At 45.1% G+C, this 20,617-nt stretch carries 11 protein-coding genes, 1 tRNA gene and 2 pseudogenes; 8 read left to right on the forward strand and 6 right to left on the reverse strand.

Annotation, left to right across the window (positions count from 1 at the left end; genetic code table 11):
- Positions 1-82: 82 nt before the first annotated feature.
- Both DWY57_RS15925 and DWY57_RS15930 read right to left on the reverse strand, forming a co-directional pair.
- Positions 83-964 (reverse strand): annotated as a pseudogene (locus DWY57_RS15925) (DUF1016 N-terminal domain-containing protein); the annotation flags it as partial.
- Positions 965-1,027: 63 nt separating this feature from the next.
- Positions 1,028-2,311 (reverse strand): site-specific integrase, encoded by a 1,284-nt coding sequence (locus DWY57_RS15930; RefSeq protein ID WP_119962061.1) that lies wholly within the window; start codon positions 2,309-2,311, stop codon positions 1,028-1,030.
- Between the two features lie 618 nt (positions 2,312-2,929).
- On the opposite strand from DWY57_RS15930, the gene DWY57_RS15935 reads away from it, so the two are divergent.
- A complete protein-coding gene (locus DWY57_RS15935) occupies positions 2,930-5,467 on the forward strand; it encodes a glycoside hydrolase family 2 protein (protein ID WP_005831673.1) in 2,538 nt (845 codons plus the stop codon).
- Positions 5,468-5,554: 87 nt separating this feature from the next.
- On the opposite strand, the gene DWY57_RS15940 is transcribed toward DWY57_RS15935, so the two are convergent.
- On the reverse strand, positions 5,555-6,259 hold the full coding sequence (locus tag DWY57_RS15940; protein WP_005831671.1) for a NigD-like protein: 705 nt from the start codon (positions 6,257-6,259) through the stop codon (positions 5,555-5,557).
- A gap of 181 nt (positions 6,260-6,440) precedes the next feature.
- On the opposite strand from DWY57_RS15940, the gene DWY57_RS15945 reads away from it, so the two are divergent.
- The 4 genes and pseudogenes from DWY57_RS15945 to bglX all read left to right on the forward strand — a co-directional run bounded on the left by DWY57_RS15945 (position 6,441) and on the right by bglX (position 13,193).
- Positions 6,441-6,989 carry a sigma-70 family RNA polymerase sigma factor gene (locus DWY57_RS15945; protein WP_005831669.1) on the forward strand — a complete coding sequence of 183 codons (549 nt, stop codon included), beginning with the start codon at positions 6,441-6,443 and terminating at the stop codon, positions 6,987-6,989.
- Positions 6,990-8,318 (forward strand): porin family protein, encoded by a 1,329-nt coding sequence (locus DWY57_RS15950; RefSeq protein WP_034522673.1) that lies wholly within the window; start codon positions 6,990-6,992, stop codon positions 8,316-8,318.
- Between the two features lie 176 nt (positions 8,319-8,494).
- Positions 8,495-10,958: pseudogene (locus DWY57_RS15955) on the forward strand (glycoside hydrolase family 3 C-terminal domain-containing protein).
- 30 nt (positions 10,959-10,988) lie between these two features.
- Positions 10,989-13,193: a beta-glucosidase BglX gene (gene bglX / locus DWY57_RS15960; RefSeq protein WP_119962062.1), complete on the forward strand. Its 2,205-nt coding sequence runs from the start codon at positions 10,989-10,991 to the stop codon at positions 13,191-13,193.
- A gap of 68 nt (positions 13,194-13,261) precedes the next feature.
- Here bglX and pflA read toward each other — a convergent pair whose 3' ends face one another.
- Together pflA and pflB are read right to left on the reverse strand one after the other, a co-directional pair.
- A complete protein-coding gene (gene pflA / locus DWY57_RS15965; protein WP_005831659.1) occupies positions 13,262-13,987 on the reverse strand; it encodes a pyruvate formate-lyase-activating protein in 726 nt (241 codons plus the stop codon).
- Position 13,988: 1 nt separating this feature from the next.
- Positions 13,989-16,217, reverse strand: coding sequence for a formate C-acetyltransferase (gene pflB, locus DWY57_RS15970; RefSeq protein WP_005832491.1), 2,229 nt, complete (start codon positions 16,215-16,217; stop codon positions 13,989-13,991).
- A gap of 554 nt (positions 16,218-16,771) precedes the next feature.
- Here pflB and DWY57_RS15975 point away from each other — a divergent pair.
- The 3 genes from DWY57_RS15975 (at position 16,772) to DWY57_RS15985 (ending at position 18,627) form a co-directional block, all read left to right on the forward strand.
- Positions 16,772-16,856, forward strand: a tRNA-Ser gene (locus DWY57_RS15975).
- A 221-nt stretch (positions 16,857-17,077) separates the two neighbouring features.
- Positions 17,078-17,953, forward strand: a complete 876-nt coding sequence (locus tag DWY57_RS15980; RefSeq protein ID WP_005832488.1) for a helix-turn-helix domain-containing protein — start codon at positions 17,078-17,080, stop codon at positions 17,951-17,953.
- A gap of 41 nt (positions 17,954-17,994) precedes the next feature.
- Positions 17,995-18,627 carry an AraC family transcriptional regulator gene (locus DWY57_RS15985; RefSeq protein WP_005831576.1) on the forward strand — a complete coding sequence of 211 codons (633 nt, stop codon included), beginning with the start codon at positions 17,995-17,997 and terminating at the stop codon, positions 18,625-18,627.
- A gap of 38 nt (positions 18,628-18,665) precedes the next feature.
- On the opposite strand, the gene DWY57_RS15990 is transcribed toward DWY57_RS15985, so the two are convergent.
- Positions 18,666-20,579: an LruC domain-containing protein gene (locus DWY57_RS15990; RefSeq protein ID WP_005832484.1), complete on the reverse strand. Its 1,914-nt coding sequence runs from the start codon at positions 20,577-20,579 to the stop codon at positions 18,666-18,668.
- Positions 20,580-20,617 lie beyond the last annotated feature (38 nt).

The following is a 20,617-nucleotide window of genomic DNA, read 5'->3' on the forward strand; positions in this document are numbered from 1 at the left end:
CTTTTGTAGCTGCGATTTAGTTTAAGTCACTTTGCATAATAAATTTGTTGGCATAAGAATTATTATGTAAAGGTTTGCATAACATTTCCAACAGGTAGCGGGTAACGTGTTTCACCAGTTGTTCTTCAATATCCCTTTCGTCTGCTTTTTCTTTGGCTCCTGCCAAATCAAAGATGTACGGGTCTTTGAGCAGGTAATTGGCAAGGTCGCTTTGTGGAGCCGGAAGTGTGGTCGTGAAATTGTTTACCTTGTTGTTGCTGATTTGTCGGCTATACAAATCACTGTCAATCTGTAATTTCAATACATTGCTGCTCCATCCCATTTCCACAGACTGCTTCATGTACCAGTAGCTTAGACCTAAAGTTAGCGAACTGTCAAGTATAGTCATTTGGCTTGTCCAGTTTATTTTGGCTATAGGAGAGGTCAAGAAAACTTCTTCTATTTCCCTGATTCCCATCCTGTAAATGGCTGAAACGGTTTTTCCCACATCTTCAAATTGCGCAGGAACCTCCTGCGTAATTGCTAACGATTGACAATCAATAGATTGTATTTGCGCAGTAAGTTCCTGCGTAAATTTCTTGTCATTCAGTTTCAATACTTCATTGGTCACACTCTGTATGGTTGGGACAGACAGGCTTGCATCCGTTTCTATGAAACTTTGCAACGCTCTTAAAGGATATGCCTTTGCAAACTGGCACATATAGGTGAGGTTACGTTCCGAATAGCCTTTCTTTTCAGGGTAATGCAGTCGGATAGCCTTTGCCAACTGCTTGATGATTTTGCTTCCCCATCCGTGCAGCTGCTGGTGGTAAAGGATGTAATTGCCTACCTTCCAGTAATGGAACAGCATTTGTGCATTGGCTGCAACAATCAGCCTTACTTGTGCCTGTTCTATTTCCGAACCGACCGCTTGTATGAATGCATCAAAATTCGTTTTTTCTATGTTGGATTCCTTGTTGCTCATATTGTGATGATAATTTCTACAAATATAGTCATTGGTAACTATCTATGAAACTGTTTGATACTTTTATAGTTGATTAAACTTGTTCATGGCGTTCGCCTTAATATCATCCGCTATGTCAATGTAGGGTTTCATAGCCTTGTAGTCGCTGTGTCCCGTCCATTTCATGACCACCTGTGCCGGGATTCCGAGAGCCAGCGCATTGCAGATGAATGTCCTTCTTCCTGCATGGGTACTGAGCAAAGCGTATTTGGGTGTGACTTCATCAATACGTTCATTTCCCTTGTAGTAGGTTTCACGTACAGGCTCGTTGATTTCTGCCAGTTCGCCCAGCTCTTTCAGGTAATCGTTCATCTTCTGGTTGCTGATGACGGGCAGAGCCATGTAATTCTCGAAATGGATGTCCTTGTATTTGTCCAGTATGGCTTTACTGTATTTGTTCAGTTCAATCGTCAGGCTGTCGGCAGTCTTGACTGTGGTTATTTCGATGTGGTCGGATTTCACATCGCTTCTTTTCAGATTGCGAACATCCGAATACCGTAAACTCGTAAAGCAGCAGAACAGGAAAACGTCACGCACACGTTCCAGGTATTGCTTATCCTTGGGTATCTGGTAGTCTTTCAGCTTGTTCAGTTCATCCCACGTCAGGAAGATTACTTTTTTCGAGGTGGTTTTCAGTTTCGGTTTGAATGTATCGTATGCAATGTTCTGATGATGTCCTTTCTTGAAGCTCCAGCGCAGGAACCATTTGAGGAATCCCATTTGCTTGCCGATGGTGCTGTTTCTCATATCCTTGGTGTCACGCAGGAAGTTGACGTATTCGTTCAATCCAAACTCGTCGAAATAGTTGAACGTTGCATCCTCCTTGAACTCTTTGAGGTGGTTCCTCACTGCTGCAAATTTTTCATAGGTGGATGCCGTCCAGTTATTCTGGTTACCGCACTCTTTTACAAATTCATCGAACACCTCCCAAAAGCTGACAGGGGCTTCTTCCAGCTGTTCTTCGCTGGTGTCTTTCATTCTCATGTTGAAAGCTTCCTTCAACTGTTGGGTTGTTGGCATGACCTCCTGCACCTCAAATTCCTTGAAAATATTCTGGATTTCGGCATAGTATTTCAGCAAGTCCGTATTGATTTCGGCTGCACTTTGCTTTAGCTTGTTGGTACATCCGTTCTTTACCCGCTGCTTGTCTGCATCCCATTTGGCTACGTCAATCCGGTAGCCCGTTGTAAACTCGATGCGTTGGCTGGCAAAGATGACACGCATACGGATGGGTACGTTCTCTACGATTGGCACACCGTTCTTTTTCCGGCTCTCCAATGCAAAAATGATGTTGCGCTTGATATTCATAATTGGGTGCGTTTGAAATTCTACACCCAAATATACACCCAATTATTGAGATAGCAAAAGACATTTAGAAACATTTAGTTTTACTCTATGTTGTAATTTGCACTTGATTATCAATTGTTTGCAGTTTTATGATATTCTGTGAAAGTATAAGTTCGAGAGCCCCTCTCTCCGCAACAGTTCTGAATAAGATGGAAAACTAGCGGGTAAAGGTCTACAAATCTATGATTTGTAGACCTTTTTTGCTTGTACTCCGTTTGCTTTGAAAGACTTGGAAACTATGTCTTTGTAAATTAATTATAGATAATGAAAGTTGGATGACATCTCCTTTCATAATAAGGCGATGGGATAATGCATTGCCACTGCAAAGCAAGTGCATGCTTTTTGCAGTGCTACTGCATTCAGCTTTGCAGTGGCGCTGCAACACATATGCAGTGTCACTGCAGCATATATGCAGTAGCGCTGCAACACGTTTGCAGTCACACTGCAGCAGATGTGCAGCGACGCTGACCCGGTAGGTGTGTACGGGATTGTATCATGTTTCGTTAAGAAGATATTATAAACTATCCTTTGAATGCCGTATTTTTGTCTATCCGTAATTTAGAGTAGTCAAAGAAAGCTATGAAACACACTCGTATGAAACTAAAAACAGCGGTAAAGAACCTTCATGAAGGCTGGAAATTCCGGCAGGCGAGACTGACCAATTGGTATCCGGCTACAGTTCCGGGAGTAGTCCACACGGACTTACTGCAGAACAAGATTATTGAAGACCCGTTTTTCCGGTTGAACGAACGGGGATTGCAATGGATTGACAAGGAAGACTGGGTTTATGAAACTTGCTTTACTCTTGCTGCCGACATGATGCGGAAAGAGAATATGGAGCTTGTGTTCGAGGGGCTGGATACTTACGCTGACGTTTATTTGAATGATGAATGTATACTGAAAGCGGACAATATGTTTCGCCGCTGGTCTATCCCCGTTAGGCAGTACATCAGGGAGGAGAATAATATACTGAAGGTGTACTTCCATTCGCCGGTAAAGATAGACGTCCCCAAATGGGATGCACTTCCTTACCAGTATCCGGCATCCAATGACCAGTCTGAAAACGGAGGCTTGTTCAACAAGAAGATAAGCATTTTTGCCCGTAAGGCGGGTTATCATTATGGCTGGGACTGGGGCCCACGTCTGGTTACCTCCGGCATCTGGCGTCCGGTGTATATCAGGGCTTGGAGCGATTTGAGAATCAACGATGTGTTTATCGAGCAGAAGGAAGTCGGTGCAGGCAGGGCCGTGATTGCCGGACATGTGGAGCTGGATGCCGATAAGGATATGGACGGAGTGCTGGTCACGATAACAGACGAGGCTACCGGAAGAGTGCTTGGCGAGTGGCAAGCGGATTTGAAGCGAGGCACCAATCGGGTGACCGTTGATTTCGTCCTTCACAAGCCGAAGCTGTGGTGGAGTAATGGACTGGGGGAGCCTTTCCTTTACCGTTTCCGTACGGATATCATTGCAGGCGGGGAATTGTTGGACTCTAAAACCGAAAGGGTGGGCATACGCTCTTTGAAGGTGGTGCATCAGCCGGATAAGGACGGGCATACTTTCTATATAGAGCTGAACGGGCGTCCGGTTTTTGCCAAAGGAGCCAATTACATCCCTTCGGATAACTTCCTGCCGCGCGTCACTCCCGAGAATTATAAAAGGACGATTCTCGATGCCGCCGGTGTAAACATGAATATGTTGCGTGTCTGGGGCGGAGGTATCTATGAGAACGATGTCTTCTATGATTTGTGTGATGAGCATGGAATTATGATTTGGCAGGACTTTATGTTTGCCTGCAGCATGTATCCGGCAGAAGGCGCCCTGCTCGATAATATCCATCAGGAGGCGGTGGACAATGTGAAACGTTTGCGCAATCATGCCTGCATTGCTTTGTGGTGTGGAAACAATGAATGCCAGGATGCCTGGCTGGGCTGGGGCTGGAAGTGCGAGATAGAACGGCAGAACAAGGAATATGCCGACAAGATTTGGGCACAGTACCGGCAGCAGTATCATGTCACCTTACCCGGGGTGGTCAGGGAGTATGCACCCGGAACCTTCTATTGGCCTTCTTCTCCGTTCGCATTCGAGGGAGAGATGTCCGGTACTACTGACGGGGACCGTCACTATTGGAGTGTCTGGCATGGTAAAGCACCCATTTCCGATTATGACAGCGAGAAATCCCGCTTTTTCAGCGAGTACGGCTTTCAGTCTTTTCCAGAGTTCGACTCCGTCAAGCGCTATGCTCCTTACCCCGAAGACTGGGATATACGTTCCGAGGTGATGATGTCCCATCAGCGTGGTGGCGACCATGCCAACGGGCTGATTGAGACTTACCTATTGAATGAATATAAAAAGCCGCGTGATTTCCGGGCATTCCTTTATATGAACCATGTGCTGCAGGGAGATGCCATCAAGACGGCCATCGAGTCGCACCGCCGCCAGATGCCGTATAATATGGGGACGCTTTTCTGGCAGCACAACGACTGTTGGCCCGTAGCTTCCTGGGCGAGCCGTGACTATTACGGACGCTGGAAGGCGCAGCACTATTATACTCGCAAGGTCTATGATGACATCCTGATTTCTCCGGTAGTGGAGGGGGATGATTTGAAAGTATATGCAGTGTCCGACCGCTTGGAGAATACTTCCGGCCGGCTGCAGCTCCAGGTCTGCCGGTTCGACGGCACTGTGGTTTATCACTGGGACAAATCTGTCGGCATTTCCGGTAATGACAGCCGTGTCTGTTTTTCCGCACCGCTTGCCAAGCTGCTGGAGGGGGCAGATAGAGGAACGGTATATGTCCGCGTAGACTATACGGACAAATCGGGCAGGGTGTACCATAACAACTACTGTCTGGACAAGCAGAAGAATATGAATTATCCGAAAGTGGATTTGCAGACCGAAGTCCGTTCCATTGAAGGCGGATATGAAGTGACGGTATCAACAGACAAGTTTGCCCGTGCCGTATGCTTGTCCGTTGCTGACAATGAAAGTGTATATAGCGACAATTATTTTGATGTCCAGCCGAAGAGCAGCGTGCAGGTACAGGTCAGGACGCGATTGTCTGCCGAAGCGTTCAACGCTTCGTTGAGGCTGACTTGCTTGAACAATGAATTCTGATAAGTTATGGAAAAACAAAGCGGAGCAACATATTGAAATGTTACTCCGCTTCTCATTGAGATGTTGAAAAATGTGTTTTCAGGAGATTTAGTTGTTTTCTTTTTTAATGTCTATGGTCATGAACCGTTCACCGTCATATAGACTTTTGACGCGGATGTTCAGTCCTTTTTTCTCTTTCAGCTGTTCCGCTATATTGTCCAGCTTGAAGGAGGCCAGTCCGGTGCCCAGTGTGAGCTGACTGTCATTGTAGGCATTGTGGCGGAATTCGAGATTGACGTAATCCGGTTTGTCGTTCTCGCCGGTGGATGCTTCGTTGATGACCAGGTTCAGCATGTGCTTCTTATCTTCGTTGTTACTGTGGTAGAATTGATACTTGATGTTCAGATACTCACCCGTAATCCATAAATCCGTGGCGTTGATGTTGTCGTCTCCGATACTGTCCGCCTTTTCGGCAGGCATGGAGTAGATGTCTTTGGTCAGAATATTTTCGATGTGCTTTATTTGGGCATTGTATTCGTAGCCTGGAAGTTTCTCTTCCAGTTCGCGGAAGTAGATGAAAGCCCTCTGGCCGTCTGTTACGGCATAGTCGTGAACATAGGTTGTGTCACTGGGATATAGTTTACTGCCTTCGTCCAGTGAGAAATAGTAGTCTTTTCCTTCGATGACCTTCACCGTACCTACGGCGAACAAAGTGTCATATTTGTCATCCCAATCGTCCAGGCATGATTGCAATACAATGGCAGTCAGGAATAAAAGCATGGATGTTGCCAATGTCATTCTCAGTTTCTTCATAAGTGGTAGGTTTTAGCTCTTTTTCTGTTTAAATCTTATTTTTGTATTCAAAAAATGCGGTGAAAAGCTAAATACTGCGTAGTATATTGTTAAAGAAATGAAAGTATGATTTTCTTCTCTGCCTGATGCAGTATTTTTGCGCCAGTTGCATTTTTAAGGTAAACACGTGTTAAAAGAGAGAATGGAAGAACAGGAATTGGCAGAACGCTGTAGGCAAGGGGACAACCTTGCCCGCAAAGAACTGTATGAGCGCTATGCGGGACGCATGCTCAGCGTATGCCTCCGTTATGCAGGTGACCGGGAGACTGCCCAAGACCTGATGCATGACGGTTTTCTGAAACTTTTTGATTCTTTCGATAAGTTCACTTGGCGGGGAGAGGGCTCTCTGCGGGCATGGATGGAACGCGTAATGGTGAATACGGTATTGCAGTATTTGCGGAAAAATGATGTGATGAATCAGTCATCGGCTTTGGAGAATGCACCCGAAGCTTATGAGGAACCGGAAGGTTCGTCGATAGATGTCATTCCTCAAAAGGTGCTGATGCAGTTTATCAGTGAACTGCCTGCCGGCTATCGTACCGTATTCAACTTATATATTTTTGAAGAGAAATCCCATAAGGAGATTGCTCGACTATTGGGAATTAATGAAAAATCCTCTGCCTCGCAGTTGACGCGTGCTAAAGCGACTTTAGCGGCAAAAGTACGTGAGTGGATGAAAAGAAATGATTAAATGAAGGAACGTATGGAAGATGAATTGTGGTTGAAAAAGATAAAGGACAAGCTGGAAGACTATTCCGAACCGTTGCCGGTTGCCGGATGGGAGCGGTTGGAAAAGGAATTGTCCCTTTCCGGAACTCCGATAACCGGATCGCATAGGATGATGCCTTTCCGTCGCTGGGCGGTGGCTGCGGCAGCTGTGCTGCTGGTGGCAGTATCGTCCGTCAGTCTGTGGCTGTTGCAGAGTCCGGTAGGGAATGAAATGCGGCATACGTCAGTGCCTGCTTTGGCTGTGGCTCCGGATGTCTTGCCGGAACAGACGGTACCTGCTGTACGGACTAATCCCATAGAGCCTGCCTATCGGGCACATGGAAATGCATCGGCACCCAATAGGGAGGCAAGTCGCCCTTTGGTTGCACAACATATCAGAATATCGGTTGACGATGAGCGGCAGGAGGAAATGTTGCCGGTTGAAACTGCAGGTGAGGCTGTCGGTATTGGGCAGCAGGCGGAAGAGCCGGTAATGGAAGATACGGACCATGCGACCGCAATGCAGGCAGAGGAACCGGAGAGAACAAGGAAAGACCGCTATCGTCCGTCAGGCCGGGACAAACTGCATCTTCCGGAAAGAAACAGTTCTGGTAGGGATACTAAAGGATGGGCGGTTGGCTTGTCCGTAGGAAATACGGGAGGTTTTTCATTGGCGAATGAAGGGGAAGCGAATGTGATGTCGGACTACATGCCTGGAAGTCCTATTTATGGCGGTAACGTAGATTTATCCTCTACGGCCAATGGCATTGTTACTATTCCCGACGGGCAGGAACTGGTTTTTAAGGATGGTATGCCCTATCTGCAAAGACGCGAAAAGAAAATTGCGGATATAGACCATAAACAACCGCTCAGTTTCGGTGTTTCGGTGCGGAAAAACTTGGCGAAGGGTTTCTCTGTGGAAAGCGGGCTGACGTATACCTATCTTGCTTCTGACGTAAGGTATGAGGGCAGCTCGGAAAAGATAAGCCAGAAGCTGCATTATATTGGCATTCCGGTACGGGCCAACTGGAACTTTGTGGATGCAAAGAACTTTACGATGTACGTTTCGGCGGGGGGTGCCATTGAAAAATGTGTGTATGGCAAGATTGGTACTGAGAGTGAGACTGTGAAACCGGTACAGCTTTCTGTCATGGGTGCTGTCGGTGCCCAGTATAACATAAGCAATAGGGTGGGCCTGTATGTGGAACCGGGAGTATCTTATTTCTTTGATGACGGTTCGTCGATACAGACTATACGCAAGGAGAACCCGTGTAACTTTACGTTGCAGGCCGGTATACGTCTTACTTATTGATAGCAGGACAGACATGTTTTTGTCCACTTTCTTGTAGATTCAGAATTTTCTTAATAACTTTCGGCCGTGTTTCTTCGTTGGTGGATGAAGGGACACGGTTTTTTATTGATTGAGAAGAAAGAAAGTAGGTCGGGACATGCCCGGCAATATAACAAACACGTAGTAAAATAGACAAAATGAAGATTAAAAAGAAAGTAGCCTTAAGCGGGCTATTGCTTTGTTGTGCAATCACGGCAAAAGCACAAGTGTGTATTACTCCCCAGGTGGAGCAGCGTGCCAGGGAGTTGGTTTCTCAAATGACGCTGGAAGAAAAAATCGATTACATTTCCGGTCCCAAATCTTTTTATATCCGGGCTGTACCCCGGCTTGGCATACCCGAAATCAGGATGGCCGATGGTCCGCAAGGCATACGTAACAATACTCAAAGTACCTTGTATCCTTGTGGCATCTTGTCGGCTTCGACATGGAACCGTAAGTTGGCTAGAGAGCTGGGACATGGTTTGGCCCGGGATGCAAAGGCCCGTGGGGTAAGTATTCTGTTGGGGCCTGGAGTCAATATCTACCGCTCTCCTCTATGCGGGCGAAACTATGAGTATTTTGGTGAAGACCCTTATTTGACGGGCGAAACTGCTAAAGAATATATCTTGGGAGTGCAGGAAGAGGGAGTTATGGCTACGGTGAAGCATTTTGCGGCCAATAACCAGGAGTGGAGCAGACATCATGCCAGCTCAGATGTGGATGAACGCACGCTGCAGGAAATTTATTTTCCCGCGTTCCGAAAAGCTGTGCAGGAAGCAGGAGTAGGGGCGGTTATGGATAGCTATAATCCGCTGAACGGGGTACATGCCACCGAAAACAGCTGGCTGAACATTGATGTATTACGCAAGCAGTGGGGATTTAAAGGTATCCTGATGTCTGACTGGACATCTGTATATTCCGGTGTGGGAGCCGCTAATGGAGGGTTGGATTTGGAAATGCCCGTCGGTAAATTCATGACCAGGGAAATTCTTATTCCGGCAATAGAGAATGGTATCGTGAAGGAAGAGACCATTGACGCCAAAGTCCGGCATATACTCCAGACATTGATTGCTTTTGGAGCACTTGATACTCCGAGAGAAGATAAATCTATCGATAAAGACAATGCACAGTCTAAGGAAATTGCACTTGACTTGGCGAGAGAAGGAGTAGTCTTATTGAAAAATGATAACGGTACGTTGCCTTACCGGAACGGTAGAACATTGGTAATCGGGCCTAATGCCGATATTATTCCCACAGGAGGAGGAAGCGGATTTGTCACCCCTTATTCGGTAGTGTCACTCTATGACGGTATGGTTCAGTTGAAGGGCGGCAGACAGATAGAGCTGCTGTCTGACAGCATTCTTTATAAGGATATGTCCCAACAGATTTATACGGATGGCAGTTTTACGCAAAACGGTTTTAAGGGCGAATATTATAATACTCGTAATCTTACCGGAGAACTCTTTCAAGCTGCCATAGAGCCTGCCATAGACCATGCCTGGAAATACGGTGCACCGTTCGACGGCATGCCGGTAGATCAGTTTTCTGCCCGTTGGACGGGAGTTTACAAGGCTGACAAGGATGGAACTGTCAAGTTCCAGCTGGCTGGCGATGACGGATACCGTCTGTTTGTAAACGATAAGCTGATTACCGGAGATTGGGGGAACCATTCATTCAGTACCCGCAGTGCATTTATGCAGGTCAGTGCAGGGGAGATATACCGGTTGCGTATTGAATATTTTGATAATGTGGGTGAGGCGACTGTCAGTTTCCAGGCAGGAATGATGGATGAGGAGCGTTTGGCCTCTTCACTGAAGCATGCCAGGAATGTTATTGTATGTGCCGGGTTCAACAGCAGTACAGAAGGTGAAGGGTTCGACCGTCCGTTTGCATTGTCATACGGGCAGGAATATCTCATTAATAAAGTGGCTTCACTTCATGATAATGTGGCTGTGGTGGTGAATGCCGGAGGTGGAATAGATTTCCGCAATTGGGGGCAGAGTGTACAAGCTATTTTGATGGCATGGTATCCGGGGCAGGAGGGTGGAAAGGCCCTTGCCGAAATCATTACGGGCAAGCTTTCGCCAAGTGGCAAACTACCAGTCAGCATCGAGGAAAAATGGGAAGATAATCCGGTATATGGTAATTATTATGACAATCGCAATGTACCTCATAAACGGGTGCAGTATGCCGAAGGTGTTTTCGTAGGTTATAGGGGATATGACCGGAACGGAAAGCAGCCGCTCTATCCTTTCGGGTATGGACTGTCATACAGTAGTTTTGAATATAGTAATCTGAGTGTTGAGAAGACGGGGGGGAAGCCGGGTTACGGTAAGCTTTGACATCAAGAATACCGGAAAGATGGATGCTGCGGAAGCGGCTCAGGTATATGTGCGGGATGTGGAATGTTCTGTTCCGCGTCCATTGAAGGAGTTGAAAGGCTACGATAAGGTTTACTTGAAGAAGGGTGAAACCAAGCGCGTTCGGATATTGCTGGATGAGGAAGCCTTTGCCTACTATGATGTGGAATCACATCGGTTTGTAGTGGAAAAGGGGACTTTTGAGATTCTGGCAGGTCCTTCTTCAGCTGATTTACCATTGAAGGCAACTGTTGTTTTATGATAAAATAAATATCAAAACAAGAATGGCAGTATGAAAAAGATAATAATACTGATGGTTTGTCTGTGGGGACTTGGTAACACCTTTACCTCGGCACAAACTACGGAGAAGGAGAAATTCATCTCAAGCTTGATGAAGCAGATGACGCTGGATGAAAAGATAGGCCAGCTTGCACAATGCACCTACCGAGGGAATTTTACCGGACCCGACGGTGGAAATATTCCTAAAGAAGAGTATGTCCGGCAAGGCAGAATAGGCTCTATGCTGAATGTGATAGGAGTAAAGGATATACGCCGTTATCAAGAGCTTGCTTTGCAATCGCGTTTGCGCATTCCTTTAATTTTCGGACTGGATGTTATCCACGGCTATCGTACCGGATTTCCGCTTCCGCTTGCCGAGGCTGCAAGTTTCGATTTGGCCATGATTGAGGAAGCTGCACGCTACAATGCTTTGGAAAGTGCCGCCGATGGTTTGAACTGGGTTTTTGCCCCGATGGTGGATATTTCGTGGGACGCACGTTGGGGACGCGTCATGGAAGGGGCCGGTGAGGACCCTTATTATGGTTCTCGGGTAGCGGAGGCGCGTGTCAGAGGCTTGCAAGGAGACGATTTGGCAGACACGACGACTGTCATGGCATGTATGAAACATTTTGCCGGATATGGTGCACCGATAGCAGGAAAGGAGTATAATAGTGTGGATATGTCAATGGGCCACTTTGCCAATTTTTATATGCCTCCCTATAAGGCGGCCATAAAGGTAGGAGCAGCTACCGTGATGAGTGCTTTCAATGATTTTAATAATATTCCTTGTACTGCCAATGATTTCTTGCTCAACCGGCTATTGAGAGAGCAGTGGGGATTTAAGGGATTTGTTGTGTCCGATTATAATTCGGTAGAGGAATTGGTGAACCACCGTTATGCTGTTGACAAGAAAGATGCCGCAGCCAAAGCGCTGAATGCTGGTCTGGACATGGAGATGGTAAGTACCTGCTACTTGACTTATCTGAAGGAGCTTGTTCAAGAAGGGAAAGTAAAGGAGAGTGTGCTTGATGATGCAGTACGGCGTATATTGGAGAAGAAATATGAGTTGGGATTGTTTGAGGACCCTTTTCGCTACTGTAATCCGGAAAGAGCGGCCAGAATATTCAATGCGCCCGAAGTCCGTAATGCTTCGCTCCGTATGGCCGAGCGTTCCGTTGTATTGCTGGAGAATAGGGAATCTGTGCTTCCGTTGACGGCACAGACGAGGAAGATAGCCTTGATAGGAGGACTCTCAAAATCCCAGTACGATATGGCAGGTGCTTGGGCTGCCACTACGGACCGGAACAAAGTGGTGACCTTATATGATGCATTGGTCCGGAAAGGACTGGAGGTGAGCTATGCTGAAGGCTATGATATGAAGAGCAATCAGTTGACCGGATTGCAGGAAGCATTACAGGCTGCTGAGGCTTCGGATGTCATTGTTGTGGCGGTAGGCGAGAGATTCGGTCAGAGTGGCGAGAAGGCTTCCAAAGTGAATATAGCCATACCCGAGGGGCAGCAGAAGCTGGTGTCGGAACTGGCAAAGACTGGAAAACCTGTCATTGCTCTTGTCATGTGTGGGCGTCCGGTAATCTTCAATGAGATAAGGGAACATGCTGATGCGGTACTGTGTACTTGGTGGCTGGGAAGTGAGGCCGGCAATGCCATATGCAATGTGTTGTGGGGAGAGTATAATCCTTCGGCTAAATTGCCCATGACATTTCCTGCACACGTAGGACAGATTCCCATTTATTATCAGAATAAGAGCACCGGCCGCCCTACCGCATTGAAACAGACCTATAAGGCATCTTATATCGATGCTTCCACTGAGCCTGCCTATCCTTTCGGATATGGGCTTTCGTACACGGATTTTGGATATTCTGATTTGAAACTGCTGCCGGGCAAGGCTGCAGGCGTCCATACGGAGGTGTCGGTAAAAGTGACTAATACCGGTAAGTGTGCAGGAGAGGAAGTAGTTCAATTGTATGTGCAGGATAAGGTAGCCTCTGTTACGCGTCCGATAAAGGAATTGAAGGGCTTCAGGAAAATTCATCTGAATGTGGGTGAAAGCAAAACTGTAGCTTTTCAGATAACTGACGATGCACTGGGATTCTATGACAATGAGATGAATTATATGGTAGAACCTGGTGATTTCGTCTTTATGGTGGGTGGCAGTAGTGATGATGTACAGCAGATTACCTATAACTTGAAAGAATAGGATTCTTACCCTATAAATGAAAAGCAAGGCTGTCTGGAATCATATCCGGACAGCCTTGCTTTTCTGTTTTAGTTGGTTATCACATTCGTGAAATACTCTTTGAACAGTTTTTCTGCCCGTTCCAGTTGTTCCGGAGTATTTTCCTTCACTTCTTTCAATTTGTAATCCCATCCCATGGCTTCGTATTTGTGAACACCCAGACGGTGATAAGGAAGTATTTCCACCCGTTGTATCTGCTGGTATTTGCCAAGACTTTCACCCAGCAGGCGGGTGTCTTCTTCCGAATCGCTGTAACCGGGGACCAGTACATAGCGCAGCCAGAAGGGGTGTTCATGTTCTTCGAGCCAGGCAGCGGTGCGGAGTGTCTGTTCGTTGCTTCGTCCCGTCAGCGTACGGTGGCGTTCGGGATTGAATTGCTTGATGTCCAGCAGCACGAGGTCAGTCAGACTAAAGAGCTCTTCCACCTTTTCATTCCAGATGCCTCCGTTACTGTCCAGACAGATATGGATGCCGTTCGCCTTCAGCTCCTTGAAAAGAGGAATCAGCGCTTCTGCTTGCAGGGTAGGCTCACCGCCGGAGAAAGTAATACCTCCTTTCTTCCCGAAGAATGCCTTTTGGCTGATAGCCATTTGCAGAATCTCTTCCGGAGTGGTGGGAGTGCCTCCTTTTACATCAATCGTATCCGGATTGGCACAATACAGACAACGGAACGGACATCCTTGCAGGAAAACGACGAGCCGGAGACCCGGCCCGTCGAATGTTCCCATACTTTCGTAGGAGTGTACATTTATCATATTACATTCTTTCGTGGAATGAACGGCTGATGACTTCCAACTGATGCTCGCGGCTCAACTTCACGAAGTTCACGGCATAGCCGGAAACGCGGATGGTGAGTTGCGGATACTTTTCAGGATGTTCCATGGCATCTTCCAGCATTTCGCGGTTCAGTACGTTTACGTTCAAATGGTGGGCACCTTTGGTGAAGTAGCCGTCCATCATGGTTACCAGGTTCTCTACACGTTCTTCCGGTGTCGGGCCCAGTGATTTGGGAACAATGGAGAACGTATTGCTGATGCCGTCCTGCGAGTCGCGGTAGCGCAATTTGGCTACGGAGCTCAAGGAAGCGATGGCACCGTTCTTGTCACGTCCGTGCATTGGGTTGGCACCCGGAGCAAAGGCAACACCTTTGGCGCGTCCGTCCGGAGTGGCACCGGTCTTCTTGCCGTACATCACGTTGGAGGTGATAGTCAGCAAGGAAAGGGTGGGACGGGCATTCTTGTAGACAGGCAGCTTTTTCAGTTCTTCGCTGAAATAGTAAACGAGGTCTACTCCCAGGTGGTCCACACGGTCGTCATTATTGCCGAAGCAGGGGAATGAGCCTTCGGTGTCGAAACCTTCGGTCAGGCCGATTTCGTTGCGGCGTGCAGTGACTTTGGCATATTTGATGGCGGACAGTGAGTCTATGGCGATGGAAAGGCCGGCAACACCGTATGCCAGATTGATGCGTGGGTCGGTATCGATGAATGCCATCTGGGCTTTCTCATAATAATACTTATCATGCATGTAGTGGATGATATTCATGGCCTCGTTGTAGACACGGGCTATTTCAGTCAGTACCTTCTTGTAGTTGGCCATAACTTCCTCAAACTTCAGTGTCTCGCCGGTCAATACGGGAATACCTTTCACCATGACAGTTCCGGTGTTTTCGCAACGGCCACCGTTGATGGCAAGCAGCAGGGCCTTGGCAAGGTTGGCACGTGCGCCGAAGAACTGGATTTGCTTGCCGATGGCTTGGTAGGATACACAGCAGGCAATGCCGTAATCGTCGCAGTTGCGCACTTCGCGCATCAGGTTGTCGTTTTCGTACTGGATGGAGCTGGTATCTACAGAAACTTTGGCGCAGAAATCCTTGAAGCCTTCCGGCAGTTCGGGACTCCACAATACGGTCAAGTTCGGTTCCGGAGAAGGACCGAGGTTGTATAGCGTCTGCAAAAAGCGGAAAGAAGTCTTGGTGACCTTCACGCGTCCGTCGTTGAAGCGTCCGCCGATGGCTTCGGTCACCCAAGTCGGGTCGCCGGCAAAGATATCATTGTACGACTGCATGCGCAGATGGCGTACCATACGTAGTTTGATGACGAACTGGTCTATCAGTTCCTGTGCAAACGTCTCGTCAATCTTGCCGTGAGCCAAATCGTATTCGATGAAAATGTCGAGGAACGAAGATACGTTACCCAGTGACATGGCTGCTCCGTCCTGCTCTTTGATGGCAGCAAGATATGCCATGTATACCCATTGCACGGCCTCTTGAGCTGATGTAGCCGGATGGCTGAGGTCGAGTCCGTAATATTCGCCCATAACCTTGATGTCCTTCAAAGCTTTGATTTGTTCTGCCACTTCTTCGCGTAGACGGATGCGTGCTTCGGTCATCGGGCCGGTGAGGTTGCGCAAGTCCTCCTGCTTGGCTTCAATCAGACGGTCGATGCCGTAGAGAGCCAATCGGCGGTAGTCGCCGATGATACGTCCGCGGGCATAGTTGTCGGGCAATCCGGTAAGGAATCCCAGTGAGCGGAAGGAACGGATTTCTTCGGTATATACATCGAATACGCCGTCGTTATGTGTTTTGCGGTAATGGGTGAAGATGTCTTTTACTTTATCGTCCACTTCCACTCCGTTTTCACGGCATGCTTTTGCTACCACGTTGATGCCTCCGAAAGGTTTGATGGATCGTTTCAACAGTTCATCAGTCTGCAAACCGACAATAAGTTCATTGTCCTTATCAATATACCCGGCTTTATGAGAAGTGATGGTAGATACGGTGGTATTGTCCAGTGAACGGACGCCATTGTTGTTCCTTTCTTCTTCGAGAGCCTTCAGACAGATGTCCCAGATACGTTTGGTACGTTCGGTAGGTCCCTGCAAGAAAGATGCATCCCCGGTATAGGGTGCGATGTTTTTACTGACGAAATCACTGACATTGATTTCTTTATTCCAAAGCCCATTGGTAAAGGTTTTGTTCAATTCCATAATATTTGTTTTTGTTAGTAGGTTAGATAATGTTATCCTTTAGAGCGCGCAAAAATACTGAATAAATTCCGTAATTTTATAAGAGATACTTCTCTTTTTATGTTGAACAGCATAAAATAACTATTATTAGGTAGTGAATGTCCGGGGGAGTAGAGATGTTAATACTTTCTTTATATGTGGTTTATGAATTGAAACAAGAACCGAATAATAATCTGCATTATTTACAAATGATGTAGGTTTAAGGAACAGTCGTATTCTGAACCTAATTCAGTCGTATAGTGAATGCCATTCAGTCGTATACTGAATAGGGTTCAATCGTATACTGAATGTGGCTCTTTGTAAATATACTGATAGCCAGTAAGTTATAAAACTCTGTCTTGCCCTTGATAAATTTCAACAAATAGCCTAAATGCCGTTATGTTCGTTCCGTAGTGGGTATAAACAAGAATTTTGGTATAATTGCTCTGTTTTTGTGCAGAAAAGTTTGTAGAATAAAAAATGATTTGTATCTTTGCACCGCTTTAAAAGAAAAGTACTTCTGAAAAAGAAGTTTTGGAGAGGTGGCAGAGTGGTCGATTGCGGCGGTCTTGAAAACCGTTGTGCTGCGAGGCACCCGGGGTTCGAATCCCTGTCTCTCCGCTGAACTAACTGGATAATGAATAGGTAAGTCTCATAAATTCAACGATTTGTGGGACTTTTTTTATTCCATTATCTCTGCCCTATCGGATATTATTTAGCCCTTTATAGAATAAGAATTTATACTTTAGTTTTGACTGAACTTCAGTATATATGTGCAATTTTAGAACAAATAATCTAAAAATGATTTTCTTTTGTAACTTAGCATAATATTTAAAACAAATATGGTAAAAGCTACAAAAGATAATAGGCCTTTTTCAAGTGGTGTGTTTGATTTAGAGGAGTTCAATATTTATACAAAGGTAATTGATTTGCCTCTTGACGGGATTCCGACATATCTAGAAGAAGGGATAAATGGAGTTTGTACCGGAGGCTCTGCTCTTTTTAATGTGTTTTCTAATAAACGCAGGGTTGTGAAGAATGATTTGATAACTATTTTTCCTTATCAGTTGGCAAGTATAACCGAAATCAGTACAGACTTTGCCGTTATTTTCTTTAAAGTACCAAAGAAATTGTTTATGGATACCATTAATGGGCTGGGTAGGCTTACACTTGACTATTTTTTCTATATGAGGAAATATTATAGCTCTCCGCTCAGTGAAGAAGAGTATAAGCGCTTTGTTCATTTCTGTCATATATTGTCATACCGTGTAGATTTATCTTGTGCCTTTCTTAGGAGGGAATCGGTGATGTATTTATTGAGGGTTTATTATTGGGACTTGTATGTGGGCTATAAGAGTAACCCCAAGGCTATGGCTTCCGTGAAGTTTGTACGTAAAGAGAAGCAGGTTTTTGAATTCTTTTATTTGGTTATAGAGTATCATACTATAAGTCGTGATGTGGCATTTTATGCAGATAAGATGTGTATCTCACCTAAATATCTGACAATGTTAATAACAGATAATACTGGTCGTTCGGCTAAAGAGTGGATTGTGGAATATACCATACTTGAGATAAAAGTCTTATTGAAAGACTCCAATCTTGAAATAAAGGAAGTGGTTTCACGAACTAATTTTCAATCGAATTCTACGATGACACGTTTTTTTCGTAAGCATACAGGCACTACTCCGTCAGAATACCGTGAGAGAATGTTTGTCTGATATTTGGATAATTTGTACTTATACCAAAAGGCAAGAAAGATATGAAAGAATATCTTAAAATAATAGATGAAATAATCGCTCTTGTGGGGTTACATTTAATTCCCAAATTTGTTAATCTATATCAAGGCCAGGTTGACATAAGATGTGAGGAAAATGATACTGGAGTCTTAATTAATATTATTGTGTCTTTACCAGATAAAAATGAACTGCAGGCTTTGCAAAATCAAGTTGGTATGGACTCACTACAAGCCAAACAGATCTTAGAAGGAATATTAAAATTGGAGAAAATGGATTCATGCAAACCATTGGAAAACAGACAACTGGAATTGAAACGAATTTGGCTTAACAAGCTTGTTTCAGTGTTGGAAGAGCATATGGAAAATACAGAGTTTAATGTTGCTATGCTCTGTCAACTGTTGGGAATGAATCGAAAACTGTTGTATCGAAAGATTAAACAGTTGACGGGGGTTACTCCAGTAAGCCTTATTCGGCGTGTTAGGATGATAAGAGCCGCTACACTTTTATTACAAGGCAGATTCACTGTATCGGAAGTAATGTATATGGTAGGCTATTCCAATCCTTCTTATTTTTCCAGGTGTTTCATGGCAGAATATAATATTTCTCCAAGTCAATATGCAATAATTCAAAAAAAAACAGGTGGAGCGTCCGAATAAGGGGGCACTCCACACATGATTCATTGTCTTTTGTTCTGTTATTTTTTATACCAATCCTTACAGTCATTTCCCATTGATTTTGCCCATGTAGCAAAACCGGGATATTGGCTGTCAATTCTGTTCCTTTCTGTTACCGGGGTAAACCCTAGCATCGGTATATCGATAGCAAATGGATATGCTCCTTTACGGTCGATATAGTAAGCATCATCATTGCTGCCAATCAATGACTGATTGGCATAAGCTGTAGCTTTGTGTTTGGGCAGATGAACCTCTGTGCGATTCTGTTCTCCTTGTGAATATTTTACGATGATGTATGGATTATAGGACAATAGCTGATTCTTTAGGAAAGAACCGTTGAATTCTCTGGTGACTACATATTTATTGCCTATATTCTGTTTGGCATTGGACATTACGATAATGGACGAAGTCTCTTTTTCCAATATTGCACCTTCCGGCAAAGTGATTTTATCGCCAATTTGTGCTGCATCTATCTGATAGGCAAATGCGTTAACATATGTAGCGCCATCATGTACCGGAGTGAATTCGTCAACGATCTTCGTTACTATATTCTTTTTGTCGAAATAGACTTTGCGTTCGTATTCTACAATTACGTCATTCATGTCATAATCGCCACCGGAAGGCCAAATATCTTCGAATGCCAGTGTGCCGGTAACATTTTCATCTTCATCGGGTTTGGGTTCTTCTTTATCACCTTCATCGGGAATAGACGGCCTTTCAGGATCGTCAATAGAACTTCCCGGAGTAGCATCTACATAAAATAAAAGGTCACAGTAGCTTTGATTTACACCATCTTCTGCTCCAAGAATCGTCTTGCCGCTTTTTTGGTCTTTAACAGAGACAAAGGCCGACATGTTGTTTTGGGGATTGGAAGTGCGAAGATTTGAATTGTATGGATTATATAAATCAGGCAATTTAAGATAATCTTCTAAATTATTTCCATAACCGTTCTTAAAACCGTCGGCATAAAGAAACCAGCCTACTGTATATCCTGCTGGGAATGTATCATGGGCTTGGCCGTCTTCATCGAAGTAAAGCAGACGAACTTTATTCCCGGATTCTAAAATCAATATTTGGCCGCCATACCAGTCAAAAGACACATTGGGGAATATAATGTATTTCCTCACTTGGTCTACATCGACGGACGTTCCGGTTTTATAAAAATAATATCCGAAAGTATTGTTATAACTTGCACTTCGATTGAGAAAAATGAGATTCAATGCGGTGTTGTCCTCCTTTATCGAAATATTGATAGTTTTTCCATTACCAAGTAATTTTGAATTGTCTTGTCCTCCTTTATTGAAGAATGTTTTCATCCGGTCTGTCAAATCCAAAATACTTTCATTACCAATATTTTTTTCCTTTGTCATATATTGGCTGTTCAGCTGACCTCCTTCTCCCCAATAGCACAGTGAGTATAGATTTTGGGATTTGTTTACTAAATAAGGTACATCAGACGAAGCGCGAGTGACAGACTTTGTTTTAGGATTTGATTTTGCCGACATGTCAAAAATGACAGCATTGTCTTTAATTTCAAGTTCTATGCATCCCGGCAATCCCCATGTCGCAGTATATAAATAAACTTTATTAAGATAGGTAGGAAGCTGCATTTTTCCCTCATACTTACCGCTGTTGTCGGTATAGGTTTTGAACAAGGCTTCTATACCCTCTTTCTTTATCGGCGTACCTTCCACTGTTTCCATCGGATTTTCACCGTAAATTTCTATCAAAGGAATAAACCCGTAAATGTCATAGTTGACAGAAAGCCGGACATCACTGCGCATCTCAAAGCCGAAATATTTATCCGGGTCAGGAAGAGGTTCTTTTTCACGATTCGGGTCGTATACGTCTTTCTCCATACAACCTGTCATAAGGCCTGAAAGTGCAAGCACTAAAATGAAAGCCCCAATGCTAATTAAGCGGTTTTGTTTCATAAGATATAAAAATGTTATGTTAATTTTATTTGTATGTA

It is taken from the genome of Bacteroides sp. AF25-5LB (genome assembly GCF_003602965.1).
Lineage (GTDB): Bacteria > Bacteroidota > Bacteroidia > Bacteroidales > Bacteroidaceae > Bacteroides > Bacteroides uniformis.